This window comes from Actinomadura sp. NPDC047616 (assembly GCF_040642915.1).
Lineage (GTDB): Bacteria > Actinomycetota > Actinomycetes > Streptosporangiales > Streptosporangiaceae > Spirillospora > Spirillospora miaoliensis.
The window spans coordinates 1-17904 of sequence record NZ_JBEYTB010000034.1 but is presented as its reverse complement, the minus strand read 5'-3'; the positions used below and the strand labels follow the sequence as shown (position 1 = coordinate 17904).

Sequence of the window (17904 nt, the reverse complement as noted above, 5' to 3'; positions counted from 1 at the left end):
TCATGGAGTCGGCAGAAGTCGCACGCCGCTTCCTTTCGTTCTTCGAACGGCGCGGGCACACCGTGGTGCCCTCGGCCAGCCTGGTCGCCGAGGACCCGACCCTGCTGCTGGTGAACGCCGGCATGGTCCCGTTCAAGCCGTACTTCCTCGGCCAGCGCACCCCGCCCTCGCAGCGGATGACCAGCGCCCAGAAGTGCGTGCGCACCCCGGACATCGACGAGGTCGGCAAGACCACCAGGCACGCCACCTTCTTCCAGATGCTGGGCAACTTCTCCATCGGCGACTACTTCAAGGAGGGGGCGATCCCCTTCGCGTGGGAGCTGCTGACCACGCCGCAGTCCGACGGCGGGTTCGGCTTCCCCGAGGACAGGCTGTGGGTCACCGTCTTCCAGGACGACGACGAGGCCGCCGACATCTGGCACACCAAGGTCGGCGTGCCGCTGGAGCGCATCCAGCGCCGCGGCCTGGCCGACAACTACTGGCACATGGGCGTGCCCGGCCCCGGCGGCCCCTGCTCGGAGATCTACTACGACCGCGGCCCCGAGTACGGCCGCGAGGGCGGGCCGGTCGCCGACGAGGACCGCTACCTCGAGGTCTGGAACCTGGTGTTCATGCAGTCGCAGCTGGCGGCGGTGCGCAGCAAGGTCGACTTCGACGTCGAGGGCGACCTGCCCGCCAAGAACATCGACACCGGCATGGGCCTGGAGCGCATGGCCGCGATCCTGCAGGGCGTCGACAACATCTACGAGACCGACACCCTGCGGAAGATCCTCGACCGCGCCGCCGGGCTGACCGGCGCCAAGTACGGCCGTGACGCCCGCGCCGACGTGTCCCTGCGGGTCGTCGCCGACCACGTGCGCAGCGGCACGATGATGGTCGCCGACGGCATCCGCCCCGGCAACGAGGGCCGCGGCTACGTGCTGCGCCGCATCCTGCGCCGCTCCATCCGCAACCTGCGGCTGCTGGGCGGCCAGGACGCCGGGCTGATGCACGAGCTGACCGCCGTGGCGATCTCCGCCATGGGCGAGCAGTACCCCGAGCTGGTCCGCACCGCCGCCAACATCCACACGGTGATCGACGCCGAGGAGGAGTCGTTCCTGGCGACCCTGCGCACCGGCACCGCGATCTTCGACACGGCGGTGGCGGAGACCCGCGGCGCGGGCGGCACCACGCTGCCGGGCGAGCAGGCGTTCAAGCTGCACGACACCTACGGCTTCCCCATCGACCTCACCCTGGAGATGGCCGCCGAGCAGGGCCTGAGCGTCGACGAGGCGGGCTTCCGCCGGCTCATGGCCGAGCAGCGGGAGCGGGCCAAGCGCGACGCGGCGGAGAAGAAGACCGGCAACCTGGACGTGTCGGTGCTGGACGAGCTGCTCACCAGCGCGGGCGGCCGGGTCGACTTCGTCGGCTACGAGAACGTCACCGGCGAGGCCCGGCTGGTCGGCCTGCTGGTGGGCGGCGCGGGCGTGCCCGCCGCGGGCGAGGGCACCGAGGTCGAGGCGGTCCTCGACCGCACCCCGTTCTACGCCGAGGGCGGCGGCCAGCTCGCCGACCAGGGCGCGATCCGGCTGGGCAACGGCGCGGTCATCGAGGTCCGCGACGTGCAGTCGCCGCTGGCCGGGCTGATCGTGCACCGCGGCGTGGTGGCCAGCGGCGAGGCCCAGGTCGGCGACGCCGCCTACGCCGAGATCGACGTGGACCGGCGCCGGGCGATCTCCCGGTCGCACTCGGCCACCCACATGGTGCACGCCGGGTTCCGCCGCGCGCTCGGCGAGTCGGCCGCGCAGGCGGGCTCGGAGAACTCCCCGGGCCGGTTCCGGTTCGACTTCACCGCCGCCGGGGCCGTGCCGCACAGCGTCCTGCGCGACGTCGAGGACGAGGTCAACGCCGTGCTGGTGGACGACCTGGACGTGCGGGCCTTCCACACCTCCATCGACCAGGCGCGGGCCATGGGCGCGCTGGCGCTGTTCGGCGAGAAGTACGGCGACGAGGTCCGCGTCGTGGAGATCGGCGACTACTCGCGCGAGCTGTGCGGCGGCACCCACGTGCACCGGTCCGGGCAGCTCGGCCTGGTCAAGATCCTCGGCGAGTCGTCCATCGGCGCCGGGGTGCGCCGGGTGGAGGCGCTGGTCGGCATCGACGCCTTCCGCTTCCTGGCCCGCGAGAGCGTGCTGGTCGCGCAGCTGGCCGAGCAGATGAAGGCGCGCAAGGAGGAGCTGCCCGAGCGGATCTCCGGCGTGGTGACCCGGCTGCGCGAGGCCGAGAAGGAGCTGGAGCGGCTGCGCTCGGCGCAGGTGCTGGCCGTCGCCGGCTCGCTGGCCGACGGCGCCAGGGACATCGGCGGCGTGGCGTTCGTCGGGCACCGCGCGCCCGACGGCACCGGCGCCGACGACCTGCGCAAGCTCGCCGTGGACGTGCGCGGACGGCTGGCCGCCCGGCCCGCCGTCGTCATGGTCACGGGCGTGCCCAAGGACCGTCCGGTCGTGGTCGTCGCCGTCACCGAGGGCGCGCGCGAGCGCGGTCTGAAGGCGGGCGCGCTGGTCGGCGTGGCCGCCAAGGCGCTCGGCGGCGGCGGAGGCGGCAAGGACGACCTCGCCCAGGGCGGCGGCTCCAACGCGGGCGCCGTCGGCGAGGCGCTGGCCGCCGTGGAACGGGCCGTAGGGGCCGCGTGAGCGCCATGGTCGCGCGAGGGCACGGCATGGGCGCGCACCGCGCCCGCGGGCGTCACCCGGGACGCCGGTCGCGGGAGCGCCGTGCGCGGCGGAGCGGAGCACGGCCATGAGGCAGGGCGTCCGGCTCGGGATCGACGTGGGCACCGTCCGCATCGGCGTCGCCCGCAGCGATCCCGCCGGCATACTCGCCTCGCCACTGGAGACGGTGCGGCGCGGCAAGGGCGACCTGGACCGCCTTGCCGCGCTCGCCGCGGAGAACGAGGCCATCGAAGTGGTCGTGGGCCTGCCCACGTCGCTGTCGGGCCGTGAGGGACCCGCCGCCGAGGCGGCCCGGCGGTTCGCCGCCGAGCTCGCCGGGCGGCTGGCCCCCGGCACCGTCCGGCTCTGCGACGAGCGGCTCACCACCGTCACGGCGGAGACCGGCCTGCGCGCGGGGGGCGTGCGCGGCCGGGCACGCCGGCAGGTCGTCGACCAGACGGCCGCCGCTGTTCTGTTGCAATCGGCCCTGGACGGGGAAAGGTTGACGGGGCGCCCCCCAGGCGAGATCGTCCGGGGAGGCTCATGAACGACTTGGATCTGTTCTCCGACCCCTACGGGGACCGCCCCCAAGGGCACGAGGGCTACGAGGAGCAACAACAACGACGGCAGGCACCGCCGCCCGGCCGCCGCGACCGGCGCACGGCACGCAGGCGGCAGCGCCGCAAGCGCCGCAACAGCCGCGCCGCCGTGCTGTTCGCGCTGGCGTTCCTGGTGGCGGTGGGCGGCACCGGCGGAGTGCTCGGCGTCGCGTGGCTGGACCACCGGCTGCATCCGCCGGACTACGACGGCGCGGGCACGGGCACTGTCACGGTCCAGATCAAGGAGGGCGACAGCGGCTCGTCCATCGCCGCCACCCTGCAGGGCCACGGCGTGGTCAAGAGCACCCGCGCGTTCGTGCAGGTGTACGGCAAGGAGCCCAAGGCGTCCACCATCCAGCCGGGCTTCTACCAGATGCGCAAGCGGATGTCGTCGGCCGCGGCGATGGCGCTGCTGCTCGACCCCAAGTCGCGGTCGGGCAACCAGATCACCATCCCCGAGGGGCTGCGCGCGACCCAGGTCGTCCAGCAGCTGTCCCGCAAGACCGGCATCCCGCAGGCCGAGTTCACCCGGGTGCTGCGCAAGCCGAGCGGGCTGGGCCTGCCGTCGTACGCCAAGGGCAACGTCGAGGGCTACCTGTGGCCGGGACGCTACGACCTGAACCCCAACGCGTCGGCGCAGGAGATCCTCAAGCAGATGGTGGACCGGTTCAAGCAAGCCGCCGACCGGATGGACCTGGAGGGCAAGGCCAAGTCCGCCGAGATCCCCATGTCCCCCGGTTCGGTGATCACCATGGCCAGCCTGATCCAGGCCGAGAGCGGGCGTCCCTCGGACATGCCGAAGATCTCCCGGGTGATCTACAACCGGCTGAAGCACAAGCCCGAGCCGATGTACCTGAAGTTCGACAGCACCACGCTGTACGGGCTGAACAAGTTCGGGTTCGTGGCCAGCAACGAGGACATCCGCTCGCAGAGCCCGTACAACACCTACCAGCACGCGGGGCTGCCGCCGGGCGCGATCTCCAACCCGGGCGAGTCGGCCATCCGGGCGGTGTTCGAGCCCGAGCCGGGCGACTGGCTGTGGTTCGTCGCCACCGACCCCAAGAACCGGATCACCGAGTACGCCGACAGCGAGGCCGAGTTCAACCGGCTGCGGGCCAAGCTGAACGCGTACCTGGAGAGGAACGGGGGGAACTAGTGCCGCACGCCCTCGTCGCGGGCTCCCCGATCGCGCACTCGCTGTCCCCGGTGCTGCACCGGGCGGCGTACGCCGCGATGGGCCTGGACGACTGGACGTACGACGCGGTCGAGTGCGCCGAGGAGGGCCTGCCCGCCCTCCTCGGCGGGCTCGGTCCCGGCTGGGCCGGGCTGTCGCTCACCATGCCGCTCAAGCGCGTGGCGCTGACGCTGGCCGACTCGGTGTCGGACCTGGCGGCCACGGTGGGCGCCGCCAACACCCTCGTGCCGCGCGACGGCCGCCTGCACGCCGACAACACCGACGTGTACGGCATCGTCACCGCGCTCACCGAGGCCGGGCTGGGCGAGGCCGCGTCGGTGCTGGTGCTGGGCGGCGGCGCGACGGCCGCGTCCGCCCTGGCCGCGCTGGCGCAGCTCGGCGTGACCGGGACGCGGCTCGCGGCGCGCCGCCCCGAACGCGCCCGCGACGCCGCCGAGGCCGGACGGCGGTTCGGCCTGGCCGTCGAGGTCGCCCCGCTCGACCGGCTGCCCGCCCTGCTGGACGTCGACCTGGTGGTGTCGACGCTGCCCGCGGGCGCCGCCGACCCCTACGCCGAGCTGGTGGCCGGGTCCGGCGCCGCCCTGTTCGACGTGGCGTACGGGCGGCCGACGGAGCTGACCGGAACGGTCGAGAGCGCCGGCGCACGGGTCGTCGACGGCTTCCCCATGCTGGTCCACCAGGCCGTACGGCAGGTGCGGCTGATGACCGGACGCGACGACGTGCCGGTCGAGGCGATGCGCGACGCCGGAAGCGCCGAGCTGCTGCGCCGCGCCCGCGTCTCCCACGGCGCCTGACGCTCCACCGCCCCTCACTGGACGCTCGGCGGCGGCTCCGCGGTCTGCTGTCCGGGCGCGGGAAGCGCCGGGGGCGGGGAGCGGCGCCGCTTGGCCGTCTCGTGCGCGGTCGTCATCACCATCGGCAGGATCACGCTGAGCCAGAAGTCCTTCCAGCCCCACGTGCCGGTGGCCACGCCGCCCATGCTCCCCACCGCCACCAGGGCGAGCAGCAGCCTGCTCCAGTTGCGCCGCAGATACGGCACGACCTGGACGCGCGGCCCCCGGGAGGGGAGCAGCGCGGGCAGGGGACGGTCACGGGCGTGTGAGCGCTGCACCACGGCCGCGTCCGGCAGCCAGTGCAGCACGTCCCCGGACTCGGCCAACGGCATCCGGGTCAGATCCGTCAGCGCCTCCAGACGCCACCACAGCGTCCACAACGACGTGCGGCCGCTGCCGGGAAGGCCGTTCCACCGGGGCGTGGCCACCTCACCGCGCACCAGCGTGTGGAACGCGCAGCCCACCGTGGGGCCGGGCACGCCGCGCGGGTCGCGCAGCAGCGCCGACAACGCGATCGGCAGGCCGTAGTGCCACAACGCCAGCCGCCACACCGGCCGCGTGTCCGGCCCGTTGGGCGCCACGTCGTAGGTCTCGATCCAGGTGTGCGAGTCCTCGGTGTCCAGGTTGGCGCGCAGCCAGTCATAGGCGGCCGGCAACCGCTCGTCGTGCTGCAGAGGACGCGCCTCCGCCAGGGTCAGAAGGACGAAGGCGGTGTGCGTGACGGTCGGGCCCGCGGCCCGTGTCGGCCCCCAGGCGGGGCGCCTGCTCGTACGGTCGGACGTCAGCCACTCCACGCCCCGCTCGACGGCGGGGTGGTACGGGTTGAGCTGGGTCAGCGCGCGCAGGGCCAGGCACGTCTGCCACACCCGCGACGGGCACCCGTACAGCGACCCCCAGCCGCCGTCCGGATTCTGGTTGTGCAGCAGCCACCGGTAGGCGCGCCGGATGTCGGGTGCGTCGTCACGCAGGTCGCAACGCGCGCGTGCCAGGAACCGCGCGATCCACGCCGTCGCCTCCACGACGGGCAGGCCCAGGCTGGTCCTGGTGGACCACCCGCCGTCCCTGAGGCGGTCGGCGGAGGCGGTCTGGTGGGCGGCCAGATACGCCAGCCCTTCGTCGAAGTGCTCGAACGACCGGCCCGCCTCCGTGAAGGCCAGCAGGCCCACCGCCGTCGCGGTCGCTCCCGGGTCGGGGCGCGTCAGATCGTGGTACCAGCCGCCGCCCACGTCGTCGGCCGGGGCGTAGGCGTCGCGCAGGACGTCGAGCGACTCGTTCAGCCGGGTCTGGAGCACGGCCATGTCGATACTGGAGAAGGCGCTGGGCGGCGGTACTGTCGTCACGGTAGAACGATCTTTGTCAACATGGCCGTCATCTCTTGTGTATGTGCCCGTTAAGCCACGGTTCTGCACCCCCGATGTGCGCAGGCTCTGACCCGCCGACCCCCACGGCGAGGTAGATCTACCGCATCAGCCGCGCGCCGCAGGGCACGCTCTGGGACGCCCCCCGATCCCGCGCACGCTCCCAGGAGGCGTCGTGGCCGAACCCGCGATGCGTACCGACCCCCAGACGGACTGCGTCCTGTGCCCCCCGCTCAGATTCCGCTTCAACGCCATGGCCGACCTGCCCGGGCCCGGCTGCGTCCTGGCGGCGGACGACACGTTCCTGCTCATGCCCGACCTGGCACCGCTCACCGACGGGCACCTCCTGCTGGTGACGACCGGCCACCACCAGTGCGCGGCGGCGTTCAGCGCGGCCCTGTGGGGTCGCGCGCTGCGATGGCGCCGCCACGTCGCCCGCCTCTACACGGCCGCCTACGGCGCAGCCGACGTGCTGGTCATGGAGCACGGACCCGGCAGCCCCCAAGGCGGAGGCGCGTGCATCGACCACGCCCACTGGCACATGCTGCCGACCACGGCGAGCGTACGGGCCGTCCTGGAGGAACAAGGCCTGCGCGGCGGGGTGGCGACGCACCAGGCGCTGCGTGCATGCTTCCGTGCCCGCCGCTCCTACCTCCTGGTGGAGGAACGCGGCCAGGCCGTCATGTACCCAGGGGACGGAGCCCCGCGCCAGTACCTGCGCTGGGCCGCCGCCGTGGCGCTGAGCCGTCACACCGGCGGCACGGCACCGGACGTCTGGCGCTGGCAGGAGATGTTCGGCCTGCCGCAGAGCAAGGCCCGCTTCCTGCGCACGCTCGACGCCATGCGCGCGGCCGTTGCGGCGACCAGCCCCCACGAGCGGGGTCAGCGGCTCCCCGGCGCGCCCCCGCTGGAACGCAACGACAGCCACCAGTAGAGCTCCCCGGCCGCCAGCCGGTCACCGAACCCCGTGCGGCGCACCCCCGGCCCGTACCCCGACGGGTACTCCATGAGCACATGCTCCCGCCGGTACGCCACCACGTCCTCCAACGCGCTGGGGCCGTGACGCAGTAGCCACAACGGCCGTCCCCGCACCGTGCGGTCCAGCGCCGGCAGCATCTCCCGCACGCCGGCCGCGTCGCACGGCACCGGCAGGCCCAGCAGCCGGGCCAGCGTCGGCACCTCGGTGATGACCACGTCGGCCGCCTCCAGCACCGGCATCGCCTCGGCGGCGGGCAGCCTGCGGTCGATGTCGTGCGGCACCAGGTCGAACGCCACCAGCGTGCCGGCCTCCCGCGCGACCTGCACCGCCGCTCGCAGCGCCGCCCGCGACACCGGCGCCAGCAGGGCGTAGCCGTCGGCGAACAGGGCGTCCGCGCGCCGGATCGCCGGGCCCGCCCGGCGCACCTCGCTCTCGGTCAGGCGGCGGCCCGGACCTTGGTCGTCCACCACCAGCAGCCGTACCCCGCGCCGCCCGTCCGCGCCCTGCCCGGCCGGCCCGCCCCGGCCGTCCTCCCGGTTGTCGCCAGGCGGTTCCGCCCGCCAGTCCGCGGCGCGCCCGACCGGCCCGTCGCCGGCGGCCTCTCGGCCGTCGGCCGGAGGCACCGCGTCGGGGTGGGCGGCGCCGTCGCGCAGCATCACCGCAACGCCGTTGGGTGCGCCAGGCTCCACGCACAGCAGGTCGCGCACGCCCATCCGCCGCAGCTCCCGCCGGATCACGGGAGTGAACGCGTCGTCGCCGATCTTGCCCAGCACCGCCACCCGGCGGAAGTAGCCGGTGGCGCACCGGGCCATGTTCACCGCCGTGCCCGCCACCACCGCCCGGGCCGGGGCGTAGGCCAGCCGGTCGGCGGCCACGTCGGCGAAGCGCACGCCGGGCAGGTCCGCCCGCGCCTCGATCATCACGTCGCCCAGCACGACCAGGCGGAACCGGCGCTGTGCGGCGCCGTCCAGCCCCGGCCACAGGACGGGCGCGGACACGGCCGCCCGGCCGCCGGGGGAGGAGGCCGCCCCCGTACCGTCCCCGGTCACCCGGCCGCCGCGTGCAGCCGCAGGAACGCCCGCATCACCGGCCGCAGGTCGGGGATCAGGTCGAAGCCGGACAGGCGGGCCAGCGGCACCCAGGTGAGTTCGCCCAGGTGGTCGTCGGGCATCTGGTGCTCCAGGGTGATCTCCGTGGTCACCGCACGGCACGTGCGCGCGACCGCCACCACCCTGACCAGCACGCGCCCGCCGCCCGAGCCCGGTGACCCGCCCTCCGGACCGTCGGGGCCGTCGGGGCGGTCCGCGGGCGCCCGACCGGGCATGAACCACTGCCACAGATGGAACGGCGGCCCCGGATCGACCTTGAGCCCGACCTCCTCCCAGACCTCCCGGCGGATGTGGTCGTCCAGGTCCAGGTCGTCGGCCACCTCCAGGCGGCCGCCCGGGACCTCCCACCGGCCCGGATGCAGCGGGTCGGACGCGGACTTGCGCACCAGCAGCAACCGGTCGTCGTGGACGATGAAGGCCTTCTGCGCGAACTCCAGCCGGACCGGGGAGCCGGTCAGGTCGGTGGTCGTAACGGCCTCGCTCCTGAATACGGGCATCGCGGGAATTCTTTCCGTGCGGCCGGCCCACGGCGTCCCCTGGGCAGGACCACGGTAACAAGGGCGCCGCCGGCAGCACAGGGCGCGCGGGTGAGTTCTGATGTGCCTTTCACGGGCAGCCGGGTGTGCCCCAGACAGAGGCCGAAAGGGAATGAACGGGGCGCGGCAGGGGTTTGCAACAAGTGGCGTACAACACGGCAGAACGCACGCGTACCGGCCCGCTCGGCGATCGGGCGGCGAAGCCGGATGGCACATCAGGACCCGGCAGGTGATAGTCTTGGTGGTCGACCGATCCGGCATGGGTGTCCAAGTGTTCACCCGGGCCGGGCGCAAGCGGAGGCCACCTCCCACCTGACCGGCCGTTGGAGGCCGGTGGGTCTCGGTTCCGGCGGACGGGCGCCAGCGGCGTCCGGCACGCCGTCGTCCCCGGGCACCGTCCCGAGGGCGGCCGAAGGTGGCCCCGCATGCGATGCCGTGCGGGGCTTTTCGTATGGGAAGCCCTGGGTACGACCGGTCCGAAGACTTGGAGTAACGGCCCCTAGGAGGTCCCATCAGCGCCGAACCGCGTATCAACGAGCGCATCCGAGTGCCCGAGGTCCGGCTCGTCGGTCCGAACGGCGAACAGGTGGGCATCGTGCCCATCGCCAAGGCCCTTGAACTCGCGCGCGAGGCCGACCTCGACCTCGTCGAGGTGGCCCCCACGGCGCGCCCGCCCGTCGCCAAGCTCATGGACTACGGCAAGTTCAAGTACGAGTCCGCGATGAAGGCGCGAGAGGCGCGCAAGAACCAGGCGCACACGGTCATCAAGGAGATCAAGCTCCGACCGAAGATCGACCCGCACGACTACGAGACCAAGAAGGGTCACGTGGTGCGGTTCCTCAAGGCCGGCGACAAGGTCAAGGTCACGATCATGTTCCGTGGCCGTGAGCAGTCCCGGCCCGAACTGGGCTTCCGCCTGCTGCAGCGGCTGGCCGACGACGTCGAGGAACTCGGTTTCGTCGAGTCCCGGCCCAAGCAGGACGGGCGGAATATGATCATGGTGATCGGGCCGCACAAGAAGAAGGCGGAGGCCCGGGCCGAGCGAGCGGCGGCCCGCTCGCAGAACACGGGGCCCGGCTCGGACTGAGCCGGCCCCGCCTCGGCCCCGTCCCGGGCCGCCCTGTGGCGGCGCGGCCGGGCCACGCGGACGGCCGTCCGGCCGTTGCGCGTGTGACCCTGCGCTCAGGCAGGGTCGAGACGCACGTACATTAAGCCTGATCGAGGCGCGTCCCCCACGGGACCCGTGGGGCGCGCCGATCAGGCGCGCCCCCGTGCACCCCGGGGGCCCGGAGTTGAGGGAGACGACGGCGACCATGCCGAAGACCAAGACGCACAGCGGCGCCAAGAAGCGGTTCAAGCTGACCGGCTCCGGCAAGGTGATCCGCCGCCGCGCCAACCGCAACCACCTGCTCGAGCACAAGCCCAGCAAGCGGACCCGGCGCCTGGACGGCACGACCGTGGTGTCCCCGGCCGACGCCAAGAACCTCAAGAAGCTGCTGCGCAAGTAGTAGCCGCGCCTACCGGATCTGTACGACCGGCCGAGGGCCAGGCGGCCCCGGCCCCCACGAAGGAGCAGTCACGTGGCACGCGTGAAGCGGGCGGTCAACGCCGCCAAGAAGCGTCGGGTCGTCCTGGAGCGGTCGAGCGGCTACCGCGGCCAGCGGTCGCGTCTGTACCGCAAGGCCAAGGAGCAGCAGCTCCACTCGATGACCTACGCCTTCCGGGACCGCAAGGACCGCAAGGGCCAGTTCCGGCGGCTGTGGATCCAGCGCATCAACGCCGCCGCCCGCGCCAACGGCATGACCTACAACCGGTTCATCCAGGGGCTGAAGGCCGCCGAGGTGGACGTCGACCGGCGCATGCTGGCCGAGCTGGCGGTCAACGACGCCGCCGCGTTCGCCGCCCTGGTGCAGGTGGCCAAGAAGGCGCTGCCGGCCGAGGGCTCGGCGGCGGCCTGACCGGGCTCGGACCGACGATGGCGAGCGGCGAGCTGACCTCCGTCCGGTCACCCCGGGTCAAGGCGGCTCGCCGGCTCGCCAAACGCGCGTTCCGGCGCCGCGACCGCCGGTTCCTGGCCGAGGGACCGCAGGCGGTGCGCGAGGCCCTGGAGGTGCCCGGGCGTCTGGCCGAGCTCTTCACCACCGCCGAGGCCGAGTCGCGGCACGCCGACCTGGTGCGCGCCGCCGAACGGGCGGGCGTGCCGGTGCTGCGGGTCAGCGGCGAGGTCATGGCCGAGCTGGCGCAGACCGTCACCCCGCAGGGCCTGCTGGCGGTGTGCGAGTTCGTGGACGTCCCGCTGGAGGGCGCGCTGGAGGCCGCGCCCCGGCTGGTGACGGTGCTCGCGCACGTGCGCGACCCGGGCAACGCGGGCACGGTGCTGCGCACCGCCGACGCCGCCGGATCGGAGTCGGTGATCTTCACCGACGCCTCGGTGGACCCGTACAACGGCAAGTGCGTGCGGGCCTCGGCGGGCAGCCTGTTCCATCTGCCCGTCGTCGTCGGGCCGCGGTTCGACGACCTGATCCCCGCGCTGCGGAGCGCGGGCCTGACGGTGCTGGCCGCCGACGGGGCGGGCAAGCGCACCCTGGACGAGGCGATCGACGACGGGCTGCTGGCCCGCCCCACCGCCTGGGTGTTCGGCAACGAGGCGTGGGGGCTGCCCGAGGAGATCCTGGGCAGCGTCGACGACGTGGTGCGCGTGCCGATCTACGGCCGCGCCGAGAGCCTCAACCTGGCCACGGCCGCGGCCGTGTGCCTGTACGCCTCCGCCCGCGCCCAGCGCGCGGGCCGGGCGGGCTAGTTCGCGCCGTCTGTGCGCACTATTACCGATGGCCGGATGCGGCCGCCATCGGCCCCGCCGAAACCTCGGTGAACTGGGAAGATGGAGTCCCGCCGGGCGGCGCCGCGGGGGAGTCGGCGCGCGTTCGGGCTCGTTCCGAAGGAGGAGCGGGAGACCACCCGGACGGCGGATTTCAGGCGTCGTACCCGATGCCTACCGTGAGGGGCGAGAGCGGCGACGAGGCCGCGGGAAAATGGGGGCGGACATGATGACCGACGACGGCAGGGCGACGCGGCGCGCGGGCCTGGGACGGCGCCGGCCGGAGATCCGATGCCGGTCGAGCGCGGTCCGGCGGCCGCGGGGCACCCCGCCGGATCTGAGGGTGACCGTCGCCGACGCCTTCGCCGACGCCGCCGTCGTGACCGTCGAGGGCGAGATCGACCTGGGCACCGCCGAGACGCTGCGCGCCGAGCTGTTCGCCCTGCACGCCGCGGGCCGCCGCGGCCTGGTGGTCGACTTCGCCGGGGTGCGCTTCTGCGACGCCAGCGGCCTGGGCGCGCTGGTCGCCGCCCACAACCGGGTGACCGCCGACGGCGGCCGGGTCCACCTGGCCCGCGTCCGCCCGCAGCAGGCGCGCCTGCTGAGCATCACCGGCCTGGACCGGCTGTTCCCCTCCCACGACGACCTCGCCGAGGCCGTCGCCGCCGCCCGCGCCTCCACCGCGTCCGCGGGGTAGCGCCGGCCGGCGGCGTGTACGGCGGGGACACAAAAGGCTTGCCGGGGCGGGGCTTCCGGGTGCCGTGAGACGCCGGTGTGCGGATAGAGTCTCCTCTCGTAAAGACTCGGAAAGGCCGCGTTCCAACCGGTGACTGGAGGCCGTCGTGGGCGGAGAGCACTCCCCGGACGCGTCCGGGCGCGAGGCTCTCGACGATCTTCCCGACGGGGTGCTGGTGGCCGACCGGGCCGGGCGGGTCGTGGCGTTCAACGCCGCCGCCGCCCGGATGACCGGCGTCCCGGCGCGCGCGGCGCTCGGCCGCGACTTCCGCGACGTGCTGCCGCTGCGCGACGTCGAGGGCCGCGACTGGTGGAAGTGCGTGGCCCCCTACGAGGGCCTGGCGATCCGCACCCGGCACCCCGAACGGTCGCTGTACCTGCCCGACGGCACCGAGGTGCTGGTGACCGCCGGCTACCGGCGCGGCGAGGGCCGGCGCGTGGAACGGTTCACCGTGTGCCTGCGCGACGCCGCCCAGCGCGCCCGCCGCGAACGCGACCGCGCCGACCTGGTGTCCACCGTCGCGCACGAGCTGCGCTCACCGCTGACCAGCGTCAAGGGGTTCACCGCCACGCTGCTGGCGCGCTGGCACCGCTTCAACGACGACCAGAAGCGGGTCATGCTGGAGACGGTCAACGCCGACGCCGACCGCGTCACCCGGCTGATCACCGAGCTGCTGGACGTCTCGCGCATCGAGGCCGGGCGGCTGGAGATGCGCCGCCAGGTGGTCGACCTGGCCGAGGAGGTCCGCAAGGTGATCGCCGGACGGGTCGCGGCGGGCGACGCCGAGGACCGGTTCCGGTTCGAGACGCGCGGCACCCTGCCGGAGATGTGGCTGGACCCGGACAAGATCGGGCAGATCATCGGTAATCTGGTGGAAAACGCGGTGCGTCACGGCGCCGGAACGGTCACCATAGTGGTGGAGCCGGACGTGCATGGGGAGGGAGCCGCCGTGTCGGTGCGCGACGAGGGCGAGGGCATCCCGCCCGAGGCCGCGCAGCGCGTGTTCCGGCAGTTCTGGCGCGGCCCCGGAGGCAACCGGCGCCGCGGCACCGGCCTCGGTCTCTACATCGTCAAGGGCCTGGTGGAGGCGCACGGCGGCACGATCACCGTGCAGCGCGCCCCGGGCGGCGGCGCCGAGTTCCGATTTATCTTGCCCGCCGGGGCTCCCGACTACGCCGTCTGAGCGGCGTCACGAGCCGCCGAGCGGGCCGACACCGGAGATCATTCCGCCGCGCCCCGGGATCGCGCCGCAGGCGGCGCCACTAGACTCGGGGCGTTCCACGCCGACCGGAGTTGTCAACCACCATGTCTGCACCCAACAAGTCCTACGACCCTGTCGAGGTGTCCACGCTGGCGCCCGAGGAGGTCGAGCGGGCCCGCGACGAGGCGCTGGCCGCCATCGCCGCGGCCGCCGACCTCGACGAGCTCAAGCAGGTGCGCCTGGCGCACGCGGGCGACCGTTCCCCGCTGGCCCTGGCCAACCGCGAGATCGGCGCGCTGCCGCCCGCGGCCCGCGCCGAGGCGGGCAAGCGCGTCGGCGCCGCCCGCGGCGCGGTCGGCAAGGCCATCAAGGCGCGCCAGGCCGAGCTGGAGGCCGAACGCGACCGGCGCGTGCTGGTCGAGGAGACCGTCGACGTCACGCTGCCGTGGGACCGGGCCCCGCGCGGCGCCCGGCATCCGCTGACCACGATCCAGGAGCGGATGGCCGACGTGTTCGTCTCGATGGGGTTCGAGATCGCCGAGGGGCCCGAGGTCGAGGCGGGCTGGTTCAACTTCGACGCGCTGAACTTCAAGCCCGACCACCCGGCGCGCACCATGCAGGACACCTTCTTCGTCGGCTCCGAGGACACCGACCTGGTGCTGCGCACGCACACCTCGCCGGTGCAGGTGCGGTCGCTGCTGGAGCGCGACCTGCCGGTGTACGTGGTGGTGCCGGGCCGCACGTACCGCACCGACGAGCTGGACGCCACGCACAGCCCGGTCTTCCACCAGCTGGAGGGCCTGGCGGTCGACGAGGGCCTGACCATGGCCGACCTGCGCGGCGCGATCGACGCGTTCGTCGGCGGCATGTTCGGGGAGGGCCTGGCGACGCGGTTCCGGCCGTCGTACTTCCCGTTCACCGAGCCGTCGGCCGAGGTGGACATGCAGTGCTTCGTGTGCCGGGGCGCGTCGGTCGAGCCGGACGCCGAGCCGTGCCGCACCTGCTCCTCGGAGGGCTGGATCGAGCTGGGCGGCTGCGGCATGGTCAACCCGCGGGTGCTGGTGGCCTGCGGCGTCGACCCCGAGCGCTACAGCGGCTGGGCGTTCGGGCTGGGCGTGGAGCGGACGCTGATGTTCCGCCACGGCGTCGAGGACATGCACGACATGGTCGAGGGTGACGTGCGGTTCACCCTTCCGTTCGGGATGGAGATCTGATGCGGGTCCCGCTTTCGTGGCTGCGGGAGTTCGTCGAGCTGCCCGCGGACGTCACCGGCCGCGACCTGGCCGCCCGGCTGATCGAGGCGGGCCTGGAGGTCGAGACGGTCGAGCAGGCCGGCAACGACGTCGTCGGCCCGCTGGTGGTCGGCGAGGTGCTGGCCGTCGAGGAGCTGACCGGGTTCAAGAAGCCGATCCGGTACTGCCAGGTGAACGTGGGGCAGGCCAACGGCACGGGCGAGCCGCAGAACATCATCTGCGGCGCCACCAACTTCGCCGCCGGCGACCGCGTCGTGGTGATCCTGCCCGGCGGGGTGCTGCCCGGCGGGTTCGAGATCGGCGCGCGTAAGACCTACGGCCGCATGTCCGAGGGCATGATCTGCTCGGTGCGCGAGCTGGGCATCGGCGACGACCACGCCGGCATCCTGGTGCTGCCGCCCGACGCGCCGGTCGGCGCCGACGCGATCGAGCTGCTCGGCCTGCGCGACGACGTGCTCGACATCGCCGTCACGCCCGACCGCGGCTACGCGCTGTCGATCCGCGGCGTGGCGCGCGAGGCCGCCATCGCCTACGACGTGCCGTTCCGGGACCCGGCCGCCGTCGACCTCCCCGACGACACCGCCGAGGTCCACCCGGCGAGCATCGCCGACCCGACCGCCTGCGACCGGTTCGTGCTGCGCGAGGTGCGCGGCTTCGACCCCGCCGCGCAGACCCCCATGTGGATGCAGGTGCGGCTGTTCCGCGCCGGGATGCGGCCGGTGTCGCTGGCGGTGGACGTCACCAACTACCTGATGCTGGAGCTGGGCCAGCCGCTGCACGCCTTCGACCGCGGCAAGCTGACCGGCCCGATCGTGGTGCGCCGCGCCCGCGAGGGCGAGAGCCTGGAGACGCTCGACCACGTCAAGCGCGACCTGCACCCCGAGGACATCCTCATCACCGACGCCTCCGGGCCGATCTCCATGGCGGGCACCATGGGCGGCCTGGCCACCGAGATCGACGAGACGTCGACCGACATGGTGATCGAGGCGGCGCACTTCGACGCCATCGGCACCGCGCGCATGGTCCGCCGCCACAAGCTGCACAGCGAGGCGTCCTACCGGTTCGAGCGCGGCGTCGACCGCGAGCTGCCGCTGTACGCCTCGTACCGGGCGGCGCGGATGCTGGCCGAGCTGGGCGGCGCCGAGATCGTCCCGGGCGTCACGCACGCGCAGGCCCCGGCCGGCACGGTCACGATCACCATGCGGGCCGATCACCCGGCACGCGTCGCGGGGGTCTCCTACGACCGGGCCACGGTGGTGCGCCGCCTGGAGCAGGTCGGCTGCGCGGTCGACGGCGGCGCCGACGACGGCGCCGACGACGGGGACGTGCTGACGGTGACGCCGCCGTCGTGGCGTCCCGACCTCACCGACCCCAACGACCTGGCCGAAGAGGTCATCCGGCTGGAGGGCTACGAGAACATCCCGGCGCGGCCGCCGCGTCCCATCGCCGGGCGGGGCCTGACGCCCGGCCAGCGGCTGCGCCGCCGCATCGGCCGGGCGCTGGCGGGCGCGGGCTACGTCGAGACGCCGAACTTCCCGTTCGTCGCCGAACGCGACTGGGACGCGCTGCAACTGCCGGCCGACGACCCGCGGCGCCGGGCGCTGCGGCTGGCCAACCCGCTGTCGGAGGACGAGCCGCTGCTGCGCACCACGCTGCTGCCGGGGCTGCTGCGCACCCTGGCCCGCAACGTGGGCCGCGGCTTCTCCGACGTGGCGCTGTTCGAGCTCGGCCTGGTGTTCCGGCCGCGTCCGGGCGCGCCGGAGCGGGCGCCGCGCCTGCCGGTCGACCGCGGCCCGACCGCCGACGAGATCGCCTCGCTGGAGGCCGCGCTGCCCGACCAGCCGCTGCGCGCCGCCGTGGTGCTGGCGGGCGAGCGGGAGCGCGCCGGCTGGTGGGGTCCGGGCCGCCCCGCCGGGTGGGCCGACGCGATCGAGGCCGCCCGCGTGGTGGCGCGCGAGGCCGGGGTGGAGCTGACGGTGAAGGCCGACCAGCACGCGCCGTGGCACCCGGGCCGCTGCGCCGCCCTGTACGTCGGCGACACGCTGGTGGGGCACGCCGGTGAGCTGCACCCGCGCACGGTCAAGGAGTACGGCCTGCCGCAGCGGACCTGCGCGATGGAGCTGGAGGTGCGCGGCCTGGGCGAACCGGACGTGACGCGGGCGCCGCACGTGTCGTCCTACCCGGTCGCGACCCAGGACGTGGCGCTGGTCGTCGACGCGGACGTGCCGGCGGCGCAGGTCGAGGCGGCGCTGCGCGAGGGCGCCGGGGAACTGCTGGAGTCGGTGCGACTGTTCGACGTCTACACCGGCGAGCAGGTGGGGGAGGGACGCCGGTCCCTGGCCTACACGCTGCGGTTCCGCGCCGCCGACCGCACGCTGACCGCGGAGGAGTCGGGCGCCGCCCGTGACGCGGCCGTGGCCCTGGCCGCCGAGCGCACCGGCGCCGTCCTGCGCGGCGCGTGAGGTTCGCCTTCGACGCGACGACGGAACGGCCCCGCACCATGCTCCCCTTCTAGTGGTCGTCGCAACACCCCTGCTGAGGGGACGCGATGGACTTCGAGATCCGGAAGGACCGGAGGCCGCAGGGCCGGAAGAAGC

Annotated in this window: 16 protein-coding genes; 13 read left to right on the top strand and 3 right to left on the bottom strand. The window is 73.9% G+C overall.

Going from position 1 to position 17904, the window contains the following annotated elements; genetic code table 11:
* Nucleotides 1–2: 2 nt before the first annotated feature.
* The 4 genes from alaS to ABZ801_RS41140 all read left to right on the top strand — a co-directional run bounded on the left by alaS (nucleotide 3) and on the right by ABZ801_RS41140 (nucleotide 5278).
* The gene (gene alaS, locus ABZ801_RS41155) at nucleotides 3–2672 is read left to right on the top strand and encodes an alanine--tRNA ligase (protein WP_360709286.1); all 2670 of its coding nucleotides are present in this window, start codon (nucleotides 3–5) and stop codon (nucleotides 2670–2672) included.
* 106 nt (nucleotides 2673–2778) lie between these two features.
* Complete coding sequence (gene ruvX, locus ABZ801_RS41150) at nucleotides 2779–3237, top strand: Holliday junction resolvase RuvX (RefSeq protein WP_344957889.1); 459 nt, start codon at nucleotides 2779–2781, stop codon at nucleotides 3235–3237.
* Nucleotides 3234–4445, top strand: coding sequence for an endolytic transglycosylase MltG (gene mltG, locus ABZ801_RS41145; RefSeq protein WP_360709282.1), 1212 nt, complete (start codon nucleotides 3234–3236; stop codon nucleotides 4443–4445). The genes ruvX and mltG overlap by 4 nt, the downstream gene beginning before the upstream one ends.
* A complete protein-coding gene (locus tag ABZ801_RS41140) occupies nucleotides 4445–5278 on the top strand; it encodes a shikimate dehydrogenase (protein ID WP_360709280.1) in 834 nt (277 codons plus the stop codon). Before mltG ends, ABZ801_RS41140 begins: the two co-directional genes overlap by 1 nt.
* 14 nt (nucleotides 5279–5292) lie before the next feature.
* Here ABZ801_RS41140 and ABZ801_RS41135 read toward each other — a convergent pair whose 3' ends face one another.
* Complete coding sequence (locus tag ABZ801_RS41135; RefSeq protein WP_360709277.1) at nucleotides 5293–6657, bottom strand: prenyltransferase/squalene oxidase repeat-containing protein; 1365 nt, start codon at nucleotides 6655–6657, stop codon at nucleotides 5293–5295.
* Between the two features lie 193 nt (nucleotides 6658–6850).
* On the opposite strand from ABZ801_RS41135, the gene ABZ801_RS41130 reads away from it, so the two are divergent.
* Nucleotides 6851–7609 carry a hypothetical protein gene (locus ABZ801_RS41130; protein WP_360709275.1) on the top strand — a complete coding sequence of 253 codons (759 nt, stop codon included), beginning with the start codon at nucleotides 6851–6853 and terminating at the stop codon, nucleotides 7607–7609.
* Here ABZ801_RS41130 and ABZ801_RS41125 read toward each other — a convergent pair.
* Together ABZ801_RS41125 and ABZ801_RS41120 are read right to left on the bottom strand one after the other, a co-directional pair.
* Nucleotides 7558–8703: a hypothetical protein gene (locus ABZ801_RS41125; protein WP_360709272.1), complete on the bottom strand. Its 1146-nt coding sequence runs from the start codon at nucleotides 8701–8703 to the stop codon at nucleotides 7558–7560. The genes ABZ801_RS41130 and ABZ801_RS41125 overlap by 52 nt on opposite strands.
* Complete coding sequence (locus ABZ801_RS41120) at nucleotides 8700–9260, bottom strand: NUDIX domain-containing protein (RefSeq protein WP_360709269.1); 561 nt, start codon at nucleotides 9258–9260, stop codon at nucleotides 8700–8702. Before ABZ801_RS41120 ends, ABZ801_RS41125 begins: the two co-directional genes overlap by 4 nt.
* A gap of 550 nt (nucleotides 9261–9810) precedes the next feature.
* Between ABZ801_RS41120 and infC the strand changes: the two genes are divergently transcribed.
* The 8 genes from infC to pheT all read left to right on the top strand — a co-directional run bounded on the left by infC (nucleotide 9811) and on the right by pheT (nucleotide 17769).
* The gene (gene infC, locus ABZ801_RS41115) at nucleotides 9811–10386 is read left to right on the top strand and encodes a translation initiation factor IF-3 (RefSeq protein ID WP_344957954.1); all 576 of its coding nucleotides are present in this window, start codon (nucleotides 9811–9813) and stop codon (nucleotides 10384–10386) included.
* 226 nt (nucleotides 10387–10612) lie between these two features.
* Nucleotides 10613–10807 carry a 50S ribosomal protein L35 gene (gene rpmI, locus ABZ801_RS41110; protein WP_067915329.1) on the top strand — a complete coding sequence of 65 codons (195 nt, stop codon included), beginning with the start codon at nucleotides 10613–10615 and terminating at the stop codon, nucleotides 10805–10807.
* 72 nt (nucleotides 10808–10879) lie between these two features.
* Nucleotides 10880–11257 carry a 50S ribosomal protein L20 gene (gene rplT / locus ABZ801_RS41105; RefSeq protein WP_344957907.1) on the top strand — a complete coding sequence of 126 codons (378 nt, stop codon included), beginning with the start codon at nucleotides 10880–10882 and terminating at the stop codon, nucleotides 11255–11257.
* A gap of 17 nt (nucleotides 11258–11274) precedes the next feature.
* Complete coding sequence (locus ABZ801_RS41100; RefSeq protein WP_344957909.1) at nucleotides 11275–12099, top strand: RNA methyltransferase; 825 nt, start codon at nucleotides 11275–11277, stop codon at nucleotides 12097–12099.
* A gap of 244 nt (nucleotides 12100–12343) precedes the next feature.
* Nucleotides 12344–12814, top strand: a complete 471-nt coding sequence (locus ABZ801_RS41095; RefSeq protein ID WP_344957910.1) for an STAS domain-containing protein — start codon at nucleotides 12344–12346, stop codon at nucleotides 12812–12814.
* A gap of 145 nt (nucleotides 12815–12959) precedes the next feature.
* Nucleotides 12960–14036 (top strand): PAS domain-containing sensor histidine kinase, encoded by a 1077-nt coding sequence (locus ABZ801_RS41090; RefSeq protein WP_344957912.1) that lies wholly within the window; start codon nucleotides 12960–12962, stop codon nucleotides 14034–14036.
* A 122-nt stretch (nucleotides 14037–14158) separates the two neighbouring features.
* A complete protein-coding gene (gene pheS / locus ABZ801_RS41085) occupies nucleotides 14159–15268 on the top strand; it encodes a phenylalanine--tRNA ligase subunit alpha (protein ID WP_344957915.1) in 1110 nt (369 codons plus the stop codon).
* On the top strand, nucleotides 15268–17769 hold the full coding sequence (pheT, locus tag ABZ801_RS41080; RefSeq protein WP_360709262.1) for a phenylalanine--tRNA ligase subunit beta: 2502 nt from the start codon (nucleotides 15268–15270) through the stop codon (nucleotides 17767–17769). Before pheS ends, pheT begins: the two co-directional genes overlap by 1 nt.
* Nucleotides 17770–17904 lie beyond the last annotated feature (135 nt).

Coding starts and splice junctions, on each gene's coding strand:
- alaS (WP_360709286.1), top strand. CDS start 3: ATGGAGTCGGCAGAAGTCGCACGCCGCTTCCTTTCGTTCTTCGAACGG.
- ruvX (WP_344957889.1), top strand. CDS start 2,779: ATGAGGCAGGGCGTCCGGCTCGGGATCGACGTGGGCACCGTCCGCATC.
- mltG (WP_360709282.1), top strand. CDS start 3,234: ATGAACGACTTGGATCTGTTCTCCGACCCCTACGGGGACCGCCCCCAA.
- ABZ801_RS41120 (WP_360709269.1), bottom strand. CDS start 9,260: ATGCCCGTATTCAGGAGCGAGGCCGTTACGACCACCGACCTGACCGGC.
- rpmI (WP_067915329.1), top strand. CDS start 10,613: ATGCCGAAGACCAAGACGCACAGCGGCGCCAAGAAGCGGTTCAAGCTG.
- ABZ801_RS41100 (WP_344957909.1), top strand. CDS start 11,275: ATGGCGAGCGGCGAGCTGACCTCCGTCCGGTCACCCCGGGTCAAGGCG.
- ABZ801_RS41095 (WP_344957910.1), top strand. CDS start 12,344: ATGATGACCGACGACGGCAGGGCGACGCGGCGCGCGGGCCTGGGACGG.
- pheS (WP_344957915.1), top strand. CDS start 14,159: ATGTCTGCACCCAACAAGTCCTACGACCCTGTCGAGGTGTCCACGCTG.
- pheT (WP_360709262.1), top strand. CDS start 15,268: ATGCGGGTCCCGCTTTCGTGGCTGCGGGAGTTCGTCGAGCTGCCCGCG.